Here is a 15120-nt window from a genome sequence, read left to right as displayed (position 1 = left end):
GACAGGAGTGATAGAGTGAACTCATCAACGTTAGACAGCTTACCTCAAGGCAAGAAACATCCTAAGGGTTTATATCTGTTGTTCTTCACTGAGTTATGGGAACGCTACAGTTACTATGGAATGAGGGCCCTTCTGGTTCTATATTTAACAACCGCTTTTGTAAGCGGGGGCTTGGGTGTCGATCCTGCAAAGGCCTTGTCCATCTATGGTATTTATACAGGCAGTGTATACTTCACTCCTATTTTGGGAGGGTGGTTGACTGATCGATATATCGGATTGAGGAAGGCAATAACCATTGGTGGAATCACAATGGCATGCGGAGACTTCACCATTTTCCTTACCCACTCCCAAATCGGTTTGTATGGGGGACTTGCCCTCCTCGTCCTTGGAAATGGATTTTTCAAACCGAATATTTCGACGCTCGTCGGTGAGCTCTACCCACGGAATGATAAACGCAAAGATGCAGCCTTTACCATTTTTTATATGGGCATTAACCTTGGTGCACTATTCGCACCACTCATTGCCGGCTACCTTGCTGAAGACCTGTTTCTCACTACCATGACGGATGGAACGATGCATTACGGATTCAAATGGGCATTCCTTGCATCCTCCATAGGGATGATCACCGGACAGATCATCTTTAGTTCATTGAACAACAAATATCTTGGAACCGTTGGGCTGAGACCAAATAAACAACTGGCAGAAGAAGCAAATGAAGACCGAAATATTCCACTGTCCAAGAAGGAAAAGCAGCGGACAACGGCCATCCTGATTCTAGCCTGTTTCGTCGTATTTTTCTGGGCTGGATTTGAGCAGGCAGGAAGTTCATTCACCCTTTACACAAAGAACTTTATTGACCGGGAAGTATTCGGTTACACAATACCTGTTGCCTGGTTCCAATCTGTGAATCCCCTGTTCATCGTGATCCTCGCTCCGATTCTTTCAGGCGTATGGTTGCGTCTATCACGATCTAAAAGAGGAGACCTGAATATGACGACAAAGATGGGTATCGGGATGATCCTCTTGGGTCTCGGGTTCATGGTCCTCATTCCCGCAGTCATGCAGACCGGTTCCGATGAACAGAACATCACGGAAAAAGCCAACTTGTTATTCATCATATTCACATACTTGCTTCATACGCTTGGAGAACTGTTCCTTTCACCTGTAGGATTGTCATTAGTCAGTAAAGTAGCACCTGTTAAGATTGCGTCGCTTCTAATGGGAGTATGGATGGCTGCCATTGGAGTGGCGAGTCTCCTCGCTGGACAGCTGGCTTCACTCACAGCAACCTTGGGTTATTTAGAAATTTTCGCTGTCATTGGAGCTGCAGCCATTATCCTGGGCCTTGTATTATTAACCATATCAAAGAAGCTTGTCGTTATGATGAAAGAAGAGGGACAGGTGTGAAGGGAAAAGGTACTCATAGTAGAAAAAATCGCTTGGCTTCGAGCCAAGCGATTTCTATTTCAGCGTTTTCTCCGCTATGCTACCGTTCAACAAACCCCCGATTAAGAGGATGGTCGATGAAATATAAAACCAGACCACCAACGTGATGACACTTCCCAACTGTCCGTAAAACTGTGAGTAATCATTCAATTTAACATACGTTCCATAAATCCAGGAAACTCCCTGCCACCCGAAAGTCGCAACCAGAGCCCCAGGAATGACATGAAGAAATGATATACGCTTACTTGGGACGACCATATAAAGAAAAACGAAAAGTAGGAACATAAAGACTGAGCTCAGCCCCCATTTACCAATCACCCACGCCTGACTCCAATCCCCATTAATCTTACCTTCTGTAAATCGTGCATGACGGATATACTCCTCTACTACCGGAACAATGAGGGAGAATGAGATAAGAATCATAAATCCGACAGTCAGCAAGAGATCATAAAACAATGCGATGATAAACGGCTTCTTCCTTTCAATACGATACGCCTGGTTAAGTGAACGCACCATCGATTGAACAGCCATTGACGAAAGCCAAAAGGTAAAGAATATCGAAATGGACAAAACGTCCCCTCTTTGGTCGTAAAGGATCCGTTCAATATTGCTTTGAATGATCGCGTATGATTTATCAGGTGCAAAAGGCTTGATCAGAAGCAACACATTGGTTTCGGATATGGGAAGAAAACTGATCAATGAAAACACAGAAATCAAAAAAGGGAAGATGGATAAGAGTAAGTAATATGCCAACTGTGCAGAATGATCAAAGAAACGCTCCTTGAAAAATCGAATGATAACTGCCTTTGAATGGTGCATAAAATTCATAATCTAGACTCCTAATAAAGAAAGGATATTCTTATTTTCCCCTTTAATTTGCAATTCAATCCAATTTAAACCACTTTGCACAGCATTCCGTTAAAGATGTTATGTGCATGATTACCCTTTTCTCCACTCCTCTTCCAGTAGCCCATATAAAAATGAATCTCTCCAACCATCATTCATTTTCATGTGATGGCGAATCCTTCCCTCAAGAGTCATCCCGACCTTTTCTAACACTTTTTGGGAAGAAATATTTTGAGGGTCACAAGTAGCTGAAATCCTGTGGAGATTTAATTCTGAGAACCCCTTATCGACCAATTTCATCGCTACGAGTGTTCCTAAGCCCTTTCCCCAATAATCGGGATGAAGAATGTAGCCGATCTCCCCGGAACGATGTTTAAAGCTATTGATGTTAATCTCACCCGCACCGATCACTCTTCCGACCCCACCATCAACCAGTGCATGTACATACCTGCTTTGCGGAACCACTTTTTCATGTTTTAAGACGTCATCAACATATGACATTGTCTCCAGCGCATTATTCGGACCCCAACTCTGGAACATTGAAACCACTTCCAGGGATGCATAGTCATGAACATCCCTCCAATCTTCTTTCATTAAACGTCGAAAATAGAACTTGGTAGAAAGGAACACCTTCTCCATATCATTCACCTCGCATGATTTCTAAATTGTTCTAATTTTAACATGTTTCTCATGATGCAGAACTAACATTTAACAGATAGTGATACATAGAAGGAAGATCCCTATTGAAGATAAAGGGAGGATTTCCATGTTCCCTTCAAGAAATATATATCAAGGGGGATCAATCAGTTGCATCTCTGAATCAAGCAGAAGAAAGGGAGAAATATCAATGGTAAACAAGAAAGACTCTATGGGGAATGAAGAAGTATATACCGATTTTATTAACAGAATGACTTATGGAGAATATTTGGGGCTCGATACGTTATTAGATAGTCAAAAAAGGTTATCAGGTCACCATGATGAAATGTTGTTCATCATTATACACCAAGTCAGTGAACTATGGATGAAATTAATCCTTCATGAAATCCGTGCAAGCATTTCGTCCATTCAAAAAGGGGAACTGTCACCGGCATTTAAAATGCTTGCACGTGTTTCAAAGATTCAATCACAGATCATTCATGCATGGGATGTGCTGTCAACACTCACCCCATCAGAATACGTCCAATTCAGGGACAGTCTCGGTCAAGCATCTGGTTTTCAATCGTACCAATACAGGATGATTGAATTTGCCCTTGGGTACAAAACGAAGCATGTGCTTGAAATTTACAAAAAGGATCCAGAATTATTGGCTCTGCTTCAAAAGGCATATGAAGCACCGTCCCTCTATGATGTTTCCATTATGGCTTTAGCAGATGCGGGGTTAGCCATTCATGAAGATGTCAAGAAACGTGATTATAAAAAACCTTATCAAGAAGACCAATCTGTGCTCGAAGCCTGGACAACCGTCTATAAAAATCCTGATCAATATTGGGATTTATATGAACTGGCCGAAAAACTGATAGACATTGAAGATTGGCTGCAGCAATGGCGGTTCCGTCATATGAAAACAGTGGAAAGAATCATTGGCCATAAAATGGGTACTGGTGGATCCAGTGGAGTAGGCTACTTGAAAAAGGTTCTTGATCACAGGTTTTTCCCGGAGCTATGGGATGTTCGCAGCAATCTTTAATTAAACTGCAATCGGCAGGTTTTAGCAGCCTTTAAATTAATGTAATATTCTCACTTTCTATCATTCTTGCTCATTAAAGACATTCATCGGGGTTGCCTTTTGTCATTTTACCTGATATTATGTAAGAGAATTATTTTTGTTCGGAATGGAAGGATGGACAAAGTTTTTAAAGCTTTTCGCCTTGAAGTTACATGAGCAAGAATAGTAATACAATTGTGTGGAGAACACACGAGGAGGTAACATTATGTTAGAAGGTACAGTTAAATGGTTTAACGCAGAAAAAGGTTTCGGATTCATCGAGCGCGAAGGTGGAGACGACGTGTTCGTACACTTCTCAGCTATTCAAGGCGAAGGATTCAAAACTTTAGAAGAAGGTCAAAAAGTTTCTTTTGAAATCGTTCAAGGAAACCGTGGCGACCAAGCTGCTAACGTAACAAAAGCATAATACATGCTAAACCGGAAGACTCTACTCTGTAGAGTCTTTTTTCTTTGCCATCACAATAAAAAGTGTATACAATATTCTTACCATGCTTTCTAGGAGGCTTATATGTATGGCAAGACACTCGTTTCATATCTCTACTGATTGGCCAGGACTCAGGAATGATACAGGTACCCTGAGCTCAGAAAATTTCCATACAAAAATATCGATCCCCACAGAGATGGACGGTCCCGGTATCGGTACAAATCCCGATGAAATGCTTCTTGGGGCAGCCGCAACTTGCTATATCATCACTCTTGCAGCTATGCTTGAAAGAAGCCGTATAGAGAAAACGGACTTAACCATGACGTCCGAAGGAATAGTAGAAGTCGTTAAAGGGGTCATAACCTACAAGGAAATCATCCACCGCCCAATTCTGACACTGGGTCCAGCGACGGAAGAGAAAGACATCACACTTGCAAAGAAACTAATGGTGAAAGCAGAACAATCATGTATGATCACCCGTGCCATTAAAGGAAATGTCACCGTTCAGGTAGACCCCGAAATACATATGTAAACTCATTAATTGAAAGGGCATCCGACTGGATGCCCTTTCGTTATGAACACTGTGTTAGGATTCTGAGTGAACCAGCTTCACGAGCATGTGAGAAAGCATATGCTGTTCTTCCTTACTGCCTGCTTTCCAAAGTTCATATAATAACTTTTCTTCCCTGTTTTTCGGTTCTTCATGAACGGCAAGATAGTCCCCTACCTTCTGAGCTGCCTTTGCCTGCTGCTCTTCGCTCATCCCCAGCTTATCCGCTAAGGAAACTTTGTTACCTAAGTATGATTTGAAATGATCAAAGTTAGAAAGAATATCCTCTTTTTTATCCTGGGACATATTACCTAAAGCACTGTCCACCTTCGACTCCATCTTTTCTTCTGTAGAATGATTTGCCATGTAAACAACCTCTCCTCTCATTCAATCTACTATGTATATTCCCAGGGTAAGAATTATTAAACCATTTTTTCTTTTATTTGGAAATACTATTTCTCATAAACCTCTAACCTTCCCGACTCTCTGAATTTTGTTTAAATGGAATGGGATTTGTGTAAACAATATAGGTGAATAGATCTAATGATATCGTTAGGAGGAAAATGAGGATGGGTAATCAGAAAGTAGCAATCATTACAGGAGCAAGCAGCGGGATAGGTCAGGCGACTGCGAAGGAATTGGCATCAAAAAATATAACGGTGATGCTTGCGGCAAGACGTGAAGAACGATTAAAAGAATTGAAAAATGAAATAGAAAAAATGGGCGGGACGGCTTACTATCATGTCACAGACGTGACGAACGTAGAAGAAATGGAACAGCTCGCGAAAATGACAATCCAAGAAGCCGGACAAATAGACATATTGGTCAATAACGCCGGACTCATGCCCCTTTCTTTAATCAACAAAAGAAAGATTAAAGAATGGGATCAGATGGTTGATGTCAATATTAAAGGGGTCCTCTATGGAATATCCGCTGTCCTCCCTTATATGGAAAAACAGAAATCAGGACATATCATCAATATCTCTTCTGTTGCTGGTCATAAAGTGATGCCCGGAAGCTCTGTCTACAGCGGGACGAAATATGCGGTCCGTGCGATTACAGAGGGATTAAGGCAAGAAATGAATGCTTCTCATAACATCCGTACAACCATCATCTGCCCGGGTGCAGTTGCGACAGAATTGACAGAGACCATCACAGACGAGGACATCCTAGCCGCATTCAAGGATCGTGAAATGAAGCCACTCGACAGTGAAAACATCGCAAAAGCCATATCATATGCAGTCGAGCAGCCAAGTCATGTGGACGTCAATGAGATCATTGTCCGCCCTACTCAACAGGATATGTAAACAACAAGGAGGAATAGGTTGATGAATACACAATTTGATAAACTATTTATTAATGGAGAATGGGTGGACGGAAGCAGCAAAAATTCCATTCCCAATCAGAATCCATTTAATCATACGGAAATCGGCTCTATTACAGCAGCCAGTAAAGAGGACCTCGATAAAGCCTATCTGTCAGCACAGGAAGCTCAAAAATCCTGGGCTCTCGAACTCCCTCAAACAAAGAGGAGCATCATGGAAAAGGCAGTCTCTATTGTTGAGGAGAACAAGGATCTAATCATTGACTGGCTCATCAAAGAGTCCGGCAGCACGTATATGAAAGCTGCAGGGGAAGTGACCGTTTCCATCAATAGCATGAAGGAAGCGGCAACTTATCCATATAGAATGGAGGGAAAAATCTTACCCTCTCAAGTTCCGGGGAAGGAAAACAGGGTGTATAGAGAACCACTTGGAGTGGTTGGCGTCATCAGCCCATGGAATTTCCCCTTCCATTTAGCCGTCCGATCCATTGCCACTGCCTTGGCAACGGGAAACGGAGTCGTCGTTAAACCCGCCACACATACTCCCGTGACAGGCGGACTTTTATTTGCTAGTATTTTTGAAGAAGCTGGACTTCCAAAAGGATTACTAAATGTCGTAGTGGGGAAAGGTTCGGAAATCGGCGATGATATCGTGACGCATCCTATCCCACGATTGATTTCCTTCACCGGTTCAACGGAAGTGGGACGCCGAATCGGTGAGCTTGCAGGAAAAACCCTCAAGAAAACCGCTTTGGAGCTCGGTGGAAATAATGTATTTATCGTACTTGATGATGCAGACCTCGATAAGGCTGTTGAATCAGCTCTTTTCGGTAAATTCTATCATCAGGGACAGATTTGCATGAGCATCAACCGGATCATGGTCCAAAAAGGGTTGTATGGAAGATTCGTGGATAGGTTTGTATCCCGAGTGAAAGAACTGAATGCAGGAGACCCATCCGATAAAACGACTCATATCGGCCCTTTAATTGATCAAAATCAAGTTGAGCGAATTCTGAAGGATATAGAAAGCAGTAAAGAACAAGGAGCAGAGGTTGTGCTCGGTGGCAGTGCGGATAAGAACTTATTACACCCGACGGTTCTGACACACGTCACGAACTCCATGCCAATCGCAAAGAATGAAATATTCGGACCGGTGGCTGCCATCATCTCGTTCGAAGACGATGATGAAGCCGTTCGTTTAGCCAATGAACATCCATATGGATTAAGTGGTGCAGTCCACTCTTCCTCCATTGAGAGAGCAACGAATTTGGCACATCAAGTGGAGACAGGGATGATCCATATTAATGATGAACCTGTTAATGACGAACCGCATATGCCATTTGGTGGTGAAAAAAATTCAGGCTTGGGACGATTTAACGGAGAATGGGCACTCGAAGAATTCACGACGGTGAAATGGGTAGCCGTTCAACATAAAAGAAGGGATTATGGCCCTTTTATTGAAAAAAGATAACAAAAAGCGAGTCTGGTTGACTCGCTTTTTGTTTTTGACCGGTTTGACTTCCTTGCTCACAGTTCATCGAATCCATTTGCATCAGACGTTTTCGTATATTGTCTTGATTTTTGTTCAAAGAAATCGGTCTTCCCTCTATCCACTTCCTGATACGCTATGATCCATTTAAGAGGATTGGTCCTGTAACCCTCGAAAGGTTCGTCAAAACCTAACTGTTTCGCTCTTTTATTCGCCATGAATTTTATATAGTCCTCCAGGTCGCTCAGTAAGAGACCCTCCATATTGGAACCAATGATTCCCCTCCCCCACTCTATTTCAAGGAGGGCAGCCTGTTTAAATGCTTCCTTTCCGAAGGTACGAAGCTCCTCCGTTTGATAAGACGGATTTTCATTCAAGACCTCTTTATATATCTTCTCAAATAATCCGACATGGAGCTGTTCATCCCGATTAATGTAATTGATCATCGTACTGGTTGCCACCATCTTCTGATTTCTGGCCAGATTGTAAAAAAAGGCAAAGCCCGAATAGAAAAATAACCCTTCCAGGATGACATCAAATATGATCGATTTTAATAAATTTTCAACCGTTGGTGATTCTACAAACCCTTTGTAGCCATTTGTAATGAATTCATTCCTTTTTATTAAGATAGGATCTTTCTTCCAGAAATCAAACACTTCATCCTGCTTGCTCTTTGACACGATGCTCGATAAAACATAACTGTAAGAATGATTATGCACAACCTCTTGCTGTGCCAGGATGATCATCAGGGCATTAAGGCTTGAATCCGTTAAATAATCTGCCACTTTACCTGCATAGTCGGTTTGGACGCTGTCAAGAAGAGCGAGCAATCCTATTATTTTCAAAAATGACTCCTGCTCTCTTATTGAGAGAGTCGGAAATTGCTTGATATCCTTGGACATGTTAATTTCAAAAGGAGTCCAGAAATTCCCAAGCATCCTCTTATATTTCGGATAGGCCCATGAAAATCGAACATCATCCCAATTCAAGATATTTGAGCTTTCACCGTTAATGATTCCTGTAGATTTATTAGGTGCCTCTGAATCAATCAGGACCCTTTGTTTCAATTCATTCATCTTATACTCTACCTCCCTGGTCTAGCTATGACAGCTTTCGCATTCTTCAAAATCGGATACCGACGTTGACCTGACATAATAAGTTGTCTTCAATCCGGAATTCCAGGCATCCAGATGCAGCTCCAATAAATCTTTCGCTTTAATGTCATTTCTCACATACAGATTAAACGAAATCCCCTGGTCGATATGCCGCTGCCTTTTCACATTCTGTTTTACACTCCAATGTTGATCGACATGATAAGCAGTTTTGTAATACCAGGTTGTTTTCGGTGATAGATCAGGAGCGGTGACGGGAATCTTATAATCTTTCTTTTCTTCGGAATACTCCAGCCTGAAGATCGGATCAATGCTCGCAGTGGATCCCGCAATGATTGATGTTGAGGAATTGGGAGCAACAGCCATCAGATATCCGTTACGAATTCCTTTTGCAGAAACCTTATCCTTCAATTCAGCCCATCTCATACTGGAATATCCGCGTTTCTCAAAATATTCTCCTGAGGACCATTCAGATCCTTCAAAGTATGGGTATACGCCCTTCTCGTCCGCCAGTTCGCAGCTGGCTTTTATTGTGTGATAAGCAATCTCTTCATAAAGAGAATCGCAATAGTCCACCGCCTGACTGCTTTCCCACTTCACTCCCTTTAGAGCAAGAAGGTGATGCCATCCGAATGTTCCCAACCCGATTCCCCTATACCGTTGATTGGTCATTTGAGCCTGCAGGACGGGAAGGTCATTCAAATCAATTACATTATCCAGCATCCTTACTCCTATTGATACAACCCTCTTCAACTCATCATCCATAATGGTTTTAGCTAAAGAGATGGAAGCAAGATTGCAGACGACATAATCACCAGGAGACTTATAGGTTACAATTTTTCCATCTTTAATTACTTCTTCTTCTATAACGGTTGGACTCATATTCTGAGCAATTTCCGTACATAAATTACTGCAATAGATCATTCCTTTATGGGAATTTGCATTCAGGCGGTTAACGGTATCACGGTAAAACATATAAGGTGTCCCCGTTTCGAGCTGGGATATCATGATCCGCTTAAAAATGTCAATGGCCGGAACCACTTCTCTGGAAAGCAGCGGATGATCTACACAATCCCAGTACCTCTCCCGAAATGATCCCTTGCCTTTCCTTTCATCATAGAAATCTTCCAGTGAATATCCCATGACTGTTTTCACTTCATGAGGATCGAATAAATACCAATCTTTCCTCTCCTCCACTTGTTCCATAAATAAGTCCGGAATTGAGACTCCTGTGAAAAGGTCATGTGTCCGCTGTCTTTCGTCCCCATTGTTCAAACGTGTATCAAGGAAAGGAAAGATGTCTTTATGCCATACGTCTAAATATACGGCAATCGCCCCCTGGCGCTGTCCTAATTGATCGACGGAAACCGCCGTATTATTCAGTTGCTTCATCCAGGGGATGACACCTGAGCTCACCCCTTTAAAGCCTTTGATATCACTTCCTCTGCTCCGGACCTTTCCTAAATAAATTCCTAATCCCCCGCCATTTTTACTCAATGTGGAAACATCTGTATTGCTGTCATAAATACTTCTTAAGTCATCTTCCACAGTATCTATGAAACAGCTGGATAACTGGCCATGACTCTTCCCTGCATTCGCAAATGTAGGGGTTGCCACCGTCATATACAAGTTGGAAAGCGCCCAATAGGCTTCTTCAATCAAGGAGATTCTCTTTTCTTTCGCTTCGTTCCTGAACAGGGTCATGCTTATGATCATAAATCGCTCTTGTGGCAACTCCAGAATGGCGCCTTCATGGGACTTTGTTAAATATCTCTCGGCCAATGTAACAATTCCTATGTATGTGTGGAGATGATCCCTGGTCGAATCCAGCTTGGAGCCCAAGTAGTCCAATTCTTCTTTGCTATAACAATCAAGCAAGGCAGGTGTATATAATTGTGAAGAAGTTAAATCTTTGACCACTTGATAAAAGGAGCCGTACGGATTCTCTTCTGACGTCCCCCTTGATAAGGCCGTCCTCTGATATAAATCCTTTATGTACAGTGATGCGGCGACATATGTCCAATCCGGTTCATGTGCGGAGATACGTTCAACTGCTGTCAGGATCATAAAATGATAGAGTCCTTCTTTATTCATGTCCTGTTGTTCAGCATAGAGCCAAATCTTTTCATTGTATTCGGTGAAATAAAGATCCGGAAACCGACTGTGCAGACTTTTTAGAATCTCTTCTACCTCTTTTAGCCGTTCATTTACTGTGATTGACACAATGATTCCTCCCATTTTGAATAGTGGGGAAGGAGTAAAAAAAGCCCATCCTTCTAAAAGGATGGGCTTTATATAGACGGAGATATAAATAGACTTTAGCCTATTACAATCCTCGCTTTATCCTCCCAATTCCCGAAGAAGATAACACGTGATAAATAAGGCAGGTCTCCTGGCTAGCGCTTCATTCTACTCTAAGGCCTTCCCATCTTATCGACAGTGGCAGTTCCTTATTTCGTCGGCACATACAGTTGCGGGGACAGCTCCGGTTTCACACCGGATTCCCTTTTAAGTCTCAACAGACACCCTATTCACAGGTTATAATCAATATATAGTTAATTAATTTCAAAAGAACACAAAATGTTGTGTTCTTCATCATCATATACGATTTATTTTAGAAATACAAGCAAATCTATTAAACTTTTACAAGTATCGCTCTTCTTCTATTTAGAGTCAAGCATCAAGATGGTTTCTTCTTTTACACATTAAAGGCTTCTTTAAACTGTGGACTTAATTCACTCCACACATCAAATAGATTGCCATCAGGGTCCGCGAATACGAAATTAAGTCCACTGTGGCCCCTGTCCTCGATCTTCCCCGTCTCCACTTCCTGATCAAGCAAATACTCTCTCAAGTTGTTTAAATCACTTATACCATCCACTTCAAACGTTAAGGAAAATCGCTTATTTCGGCGCTTATCTAAAAAATTGCTGCTTTCTCCTTCTATCGAGCTCACCAAAAAAATGCTTTGATGAGCAAGATCTAATATAGCTTTATCTTCGTCCATATAGTTCAGCTCGGCGCCTAACTTTTCCTGATACCATGTACTCGCCATTTGGACATCACTTACCGGGATGTAAATCGTCCCCACTCTTATCAGTTGCTTCATCTTCTCTCTCCTTTTTATCGTTATACTGTTACCAATTCAACAAAAGGAAGAAAATCCCTCCCCATTGGAATATGCCTATAATTATTATTTTCGTTGAAAAGGGCAGAAGAAGATTGAATACTCTCTTCAAATGGACACTGTTCAGTCCTCATCTCCTTTTATGTTGGTTGAGCTCATCCCCCCCTCTCTCTATAATTCAAATAGAAGGTTGTTTGACAGTATTCTTTGGTCCCCAATATTTTTTTCAGGTTGTTTAAATGGAGTATTCTCGATTTAAGCAGCCTCTTTTTTTAATGTAATAATCATTTGAAATTCATATCCTATTTGGAGGTGATTTCTTCTTTGTAATCGTATACATACAGGTGAATACAAGGAGGAGCACCAGTTTACCTGTGTGTCATCCTCATTACAATCAATACTTTTTAGCCTAAATACTTTCTTTTTAAGGCTTTTTCATTTAAAATGCGCATTAAGTGATTTTTTTGGAAATCACACCTTAGTTCTGAAAGGAGTCTACTATGAAGAAACTATTAACGACTTTACTATTAGCATTATTAACAATTGGACTAGCCGCTTGCGGTTCGGATGAGGAGAGCCAAAAAGCTGACGATAAACCGAAAACAGAAGCCTCTGACAAAAAGGCACAAGAAGAGCAAGCGAAGAGGATGGAAGAAATGCAAAAGAAAATGGATGAACAAAAGGTAGAGAAAGATAAGGTCGTTGCCATTGTCAACGATGAAAAAATTAAAGGCGAAGACTTCAACAACGTGTTGACTCAATCACAGATGCAGTACCAACAAATGGGTCAGGATCCAACGAGTAAGGATGCAGTTAAGAAGATCAAAGATCAAACCATCGATAGCCTGGTAGGACAAACCCTTCTTATGCAACAAGCAGATGAAAAGGGCTATAAGGCATCTGAGGATGAAATCAATAAACAGCTAGAAGAAGTGAAAAAGCAATACAAAGATGAAAAGCAATTCGAAGAAGCCATGAAGAAAGCCGGATTTACGATGGGCGAGCTAAAAACCCAAATTGCTGAAAATATTAAATATACGAACTACGTTGATAAAGAAATCAAGGTAGACGAAGTAACCGAAGATGAAATGAAGAAGTTTTATGATCAATATGCCAGCCAACAAGGCAGTGATCAATCTAAGGATGCACCAAAGTATGAAGATGTAAAACCACAGATCAAAACACAGCTGGAACAACAGAAGAAACAAGAAAAACTCGTTCAGCATGTCGAAGATTTAAAGAAAAATGCTAAAATCGATGTGAAAATCTAACTCATTTCAGAAAGCCGCCTTCAAAAGGCGGCTTTCTTTTTTTTATCCTTTTAGAGGTTTTCTGCTTTCCAGAGGGGGTAAGGTATAAGAACCGATCATTATGAGGAGGAACATGCATCATGCCGAAAAATACCACCAATCATAACCCTGAGAATGCTGAGAAGGACGATGAAAGTATCCTCGACCAGCATGAGAGTGAGCAAAACGTCGACCCTATTCCAATTGACGAACTAAAAAAAGACCAGCAAGACGAAAAGAAAAAACACGATACGAAAGATGAATGAATAGAGCCCTGTGGGATTCCCCACAGGGCTCTTCATTCTATTATTTAGATAACCAATCCGTATGGAAGGTGCCTTCTTTGTCTATTCGCTGATACGTATGGGCACCGAAATAATCCCTTTGGGCTTGAAGCAGATTTGCCGGAAGCGATTCAGATCGATAGCTATCATAATATGCCAATGCACTGGCAAGGCCTGGTACAGGAATACCCAACTTGATGGCTGTGGCCACAACCTCCCTGGCTTCATCCTGATAATTTTCTACAATTTCCTTGAAGTAAGGATCAAGGAGCAGATTCGTTAAGCCTGGTTCACGGTCATAGGCATTCTTGATTTCTTCCAGGAAACCAGCGCGGATGATGCAACCACCTCTGAAGATCATAGAAATTTCGCCTGGTTTCAAATTCCAATTGTACTCATCTGAAGCCGATTGAAGCTGTGCAAACCCTTGAGCATATGAACAGATTTTACTTAAGTACAATGCCTTACGAATCATCTCGATGAATTCCTGTTTGTCTCCTTTAAATTCTTTATTCTTAGGACCCCTCAGGATCTTGCTTGCCTTCACACGTTCTTCCTTCATTGCTGAGATGAAGCGTGCAAAAACGGATTCGGTGATGATCGACAATGGTACACCTAATTCAAGAGAGCTGATGCTCGTCCATTTCCCGGTACCCTTTTGCCCGGCAGTATCCAAAATGACATCGACAAGAGGCTTGCCTGTTTCTTCATCCACCTTTGTAAAGATATCTGCGGTGATTTCAATCAGATAGCTGTCGAGTTCACCTTCATTCCACTCTTTGAAAATCTCATGAAGCTCATTTGCATTTAAACCAAGTACATTTTTCATCAGATAATACGCTTCACAAATGAGCTGCATATCACTGTACTCAATTCCGTTATGTACCATTTTCACATAATGGCCGGATCCATCAGGACCTATGTATGTACTGCAGGCATCTCCTTTTACTTTTGCTGCAATGGCAGTGAGGAAAGGTTCAACCAGATCATACGCTTCTTTCTGACCACTTGGCATAATCGCAGGGCCATATAGGGCACCTTCTTCTCCACCTGAAACTCCTGCTCCAATGAAGTTAATTCCCTTTTCATCCAAATCCTTGTTGCGGCGGATTGTATCCTCGTAATACGTGTTACCACCATCAATGAGAATATCGCCTTTATCCAGGTGAGGAAGCAATGAATCAATTGCTTTATCAGTAATATCCCCGGCAGGTACCATGATCAATATTTTACGTGGTACTTCCAAGGATTGTACAAATTCATTTACTTCATGAGTTCCAACCAGATTCTTTCCCTTATGCTCATCCAGTACCTCTCTTACCTTTTCATCTGACACATCATATATAGAAACTGAATAGCCCCTGCTTTCAAAATTCAGAGCAAGGCTCTTACCCATTACTCCGACTCCAACGACTCCTATTTGTTGTTTTGTCATAAACGATCATTCCTTTCAATACGAATAAATACAACTCTTCACCGTTATTATTATAATACGAAATAAAT

At 41.5% G+C, this 15120-nt stretch carries 15 protein-coding genes and 1 riboswitch; of the genes, 8 read left to right on the top strand and 7 right to left on the bottom strand.

The window, feature by feature from the left end; translation table 11 throughout:
• Positions 1 to 15: 15 nt before the first annotated feature.
• A complete protein-coding gene (locus SLH55_RS19855; protein WP_320324314.1) occupies positions 16 to 1407 on the top strand; it encodes a peptide MFS transporter in 1392 nt (463 codons plus the stop codon).
• Between the two features lie 54 nt (positions 1408 to 1461).
• Here the strand turns inward: SLH55_RS19855 and SLH55_RS19850 are convergent, their stop codons facing one another.
• Together SLH55_RS19850 and SLH55_RS19845 are read right to left on the bottom strand one after the other, a co-directional pair.
• Entirely contained in the window at positions 1462 to 2274 is an 813-nt protein-coding gene (locus SLH55_RS19850; RefSeq protein ID WP_226677626.1) for a YihY/virulence factor BrkB family protein, read from the bottom strand.
• Between the two features lie 111 nt (positions 2275 to 2385).
• Entirely contained in the window at positions 2386 to 2931 is a 546-nt protein-coding gene (locus SLH55_RS19845) for a GNAT family protein (protein WP_320324313.1), read from the bottom strand.
• A gap of 208 nt (positions 2932 to 3139) precedes the next feature.
• Between SLH55_RS19845 and kynA the strand changes: the two genes are divergently transcribed.
• The 3 genes from kynA (at position 3140) to SLH55_RS19830 (ending at position 4974) form a co-directional block, all read left to right on the top strand.
• Positions 3140 to 3979, top strand: coding sequence for a tryptophan 2,3-dioxygenase (kynA, locus tag SLH55_RS19840; RefSeq protein ID WP_226677628.1), 840 nt, complete (start codon positions 3140 to 3142; stop codon positions 3977 to 3979).
• A 244-nt stretch (positions 3980 to 4223) separates the two neighbouring features.
• On the top strand, positions 4224 to 4424 hold the full coding sequence (locus SLH55_RS19835) for a cold-shock protein (protein WP_034763568.1): 201 nt from the start codon (positions 4224 to 4226) through the stop codon (positions 4422 to 4424).
• 106 nt (positions 4425 to 4530) lie between these two features.
• Positions 4531 to 4974 (top strand): SACOL1771 family peroxiredoxin, encoded by a 444-nt coding sequence (locus tag SLH55_RS19830; protein ID WP_320324312.1) that lies wholly within the window; start codon positions 4531 to 4533, stop codon positions 4972 to 4974.
• Between the two features lie 54 nt (positions 4975 to 5028).
• Here SLH55_RS19830 and SLH55_RS19825 read toward each other — a convergent pair whose 3' ends face one another.
• Positions 5029 to 5358: a DUF3243 domain-containing protein gene (locus SLH55_RS19825; protein WP_320324311.1), complete on the bottom strand. Its 330-nt coding sequence runs from the start codon at positions 5356 to 5358 to the stop codon at positions 5029 to 5031.
• A 203-nt stretch (positions 5359 to 5561) separates the two neighbouring features.
• Here SLH55_RS19825 and SLH55_RS19820 point away from each other — a divergent pair, with 203 nt between their 5' ends.
• Positions 5562 to 6299: an SDR family oxidoreductase gene (locus SLH55_RS19820; RefSeq protein WP_320324310.1), complete on the top strand. Its 738-nt coding sequence runs from the start codon at positions 5562 to 5564 to the stop codon at positions 6297 to 6299.
• A gap of 21 nt (positions 6300 to 6320) precedes the next feature.
• The gene (locus SLH55_RS19815; RefSeq protein ID WP_320324309.1) at positions 6321 to 7787 is read left to right on the top strand and encodes an aldehyde dehydrogenase family protein; all 1467 of its coding nucleotides are present in this window, start codon (positions 6321 to 6323) and stop codon (positions 7785 to 7787) included.
• A gap of 56 nt (positions 7788 to 7843) precedes the next feature.
• On the opposite strand, the gene SLH55_RS19810 is transcribed toward SLH55_RS19815, so the two are convergent.
• From SLH55_RS19810 to SLH55_RS19800, 3 genes are all read right to left on the bottom strand, one after another.
• Positions 7844 to 8881, bottom strand: a complete 1038-nt coding sequence (locus SLH55_RS19810; RefSeq protein ID WP_320324308.1) for a ribonucleotide-diphosphate reductase subunit beta — start codon at positions 8879 to 8881, stop codon at positions 7844 to 7846.
• 21 nt (positions 8882 to 8902) lie between these two features.
• Positions 8903 to 11155: a ribonucleoside-diphosphate reductase subunit alpha gene (locus SLH55_RS19805; RefSeq protein ID WP_320324307.1), complete on the bottom strand. Its 2253-nt coding sequence runs from the start codon at positions 11153 to 11155 to the stop codon at positions 8903 to 8905.
• A 126-nt stretch (positions 11156 to 11281) separates the two neighbouring features.
• Positions 11282 to 11462: riboswitch (cobalamin riboswitch) on the bottom strand.
• Between the two features lie 153 nt (positions 11463 to 11615).
• Positions 11616 to 12026, bottom strand: coding sequence for a VOC family protein (locus SLH55_RS19800; protein WP_320324306.1), 411 nt, complete (start codon positions 12024 to 12026; stop codon positions 11616 to 11618).
• A 518-nt stretch (positions 12027 to 12544) separates the two neighbouring features.
• Between SLH55_RS19800 and SLH55_RS19795 the strand changes: the two genes are divergently transcribed.
• Together SLH55_RS19795 and SLH55_RS19790 are read left to right on the top strand one after the other, a co-directional pair.
• Positions 12545 to 13315 carry a SurA N-terminal domain-containing protein gene (locus SLH55_RS19795; protein WP_320324305.1) on the top strand — a complete coding sequence of 257 codons (771 nt, stop codon included), beginning with the start codon at positions 12545 to 12547 and terminating at the stop codon, positions 13313 to 13315.
• A 119-nt stretch (positions 13316 to 13434) separates the two neighbouring features.
• Complete coding sequence (locus SLH55_RS19790) at positions 13435 to 13599, top strand: hypothetical protein (RefSeq protein WP_320324304.1); 165 nt, start codon at positions 13435 to 13437, stop codon at positions 13597 to 13599.
• A gap of 40 nt (positions 13600 to 13639) precedes the next feature.
• Here SLH55_RS19790 and gndA read toward each other — a convergent pair whose 3' ends face one another.
• The gene (gene gndA / locus SLH55_RS19785) at positions 13640 to 15052 is read right to left on the bottom strand and encodes an NADP-dependent phosphogluconate dehydrogenase (RefSeq protein WP_219169443.1); all 1413 of its coding nucleotides are present in this window, start codon (positions 15050 to 15052) and stop codon (positions 13640 to 13642) included.
• Positions 15053 to 15120: the final 68 nt, after the last annotated feature.

It is taken from the genome of Rossellomorea sp. YZS02, from assembly GCF_033963925.1.
In the GTDB taxonomy this organism is placed as follows: Bacteria; Bacillota; Bacilli; order Bacillales; family Bacillaceae_B; genus Rossellomorea.
The sequence above is the reverse complement of the archived record's forward strand: the minus strand, read 5'-3'. Positions and strand labels throughout refer to the sequence as shown.

Bases quoted from the DNA above. Each gene is read 5' to 3' on its own strand.
- SLH55_RS19795 (WP_320324305.1), top strand. From the start codon at position 12,545: ATGAAGAAACTATTAACGACTTTACTATTAGCATTATTAACAATTGGA.
- kynA (WP_226677628.1), top strand. From the start codon at position 3,140: ATGGTAAACAAGAAAGACTCTATGGGGAATGAAGAAGTATATACCGAT.
- SLH55_RS19850 (WP_226677626.1), bottom strand. From the start codon at position 2,274: ATGAATTTTATGCACCATTCAAAGGCAGTTATCATTCGATTTTTCAAG.
- gndA (WP_219169443.1), bottom strand. From the start codon at position 15,052: ATGACAAAACAACAAATAGGAGTCGTTGGAGTCGGAGTAATGGGTAAG.
- SLH55_RS19800 (WP_320324306.1), bottom strand. From the start codon at position 12,026: ATGAAGCAACTGATAAGAGTGGGGACGATTTACATCCCGGTAAGTGAT.
- SLH55_RS19810 (WP_320324308.1), bottom strand. From the start codon at position 8,881: ATGAATGAATTGAAACAAAGGGTCCTGATTGATTCAGAGGCACCTAAT.
- SLH55_RS19820 (WP_320324310.1), top strand. From the start codon at position 5,562: ATGGGTAATCAGAAAGTAGCAATCATTACAGGAGCAAGCAGCGGGATA.
- SLH55_RS19790 (WP_320324304.1), top strand. From the start codon at position 13,435: ATGCCGAAAAATACCACCAATCATAACCCTGAGAATGCTGAGAAGGAC.
- SLH55_RS19815 (WP_320324309.1), top strand. From the start codon at position 6,321: ATGAATACACAATTTGATAAACTATTTATTAATGGAGAATGGGTGGAC.
- SLH55_RS19845 (WP_320324313.1), bottom strand. From the start codon at position 2,931: ATGGAGAAGGTGTTCCTTTCTACCAAGTTCTATTTTCGACGTTTAATG.
- SLH55_RS19830 (WP_320324312.1), top strand. From the start codon at position 4,531: ATGGCAAGACACTCGTTTCATATCTCTACTGATTGGCCAGGACTCAGG.
- SLH55_RS19805 (WP_320324307.1), bottom strand. From the start codon at position 11,155: ATGGGAGGAATCATTGTGTCAATCACAGTAAATGAACGGCTAAAAGAG.
- SLH55_RS19825 (WP_320324311.1), bottom strand. From the start codon at position 5,358: ATGGCAAATCATTCTACAGAAGAAAAGATGGAGTCGAAGGTGGACAGT.
- SLH55_RS19835 (WP_034763568.1), top strand. From the start codon at position 4,224: ATGTTAGAAGGTACAGTTAAATGGTTTAACGCAGAAAAAGGTTTCGGA.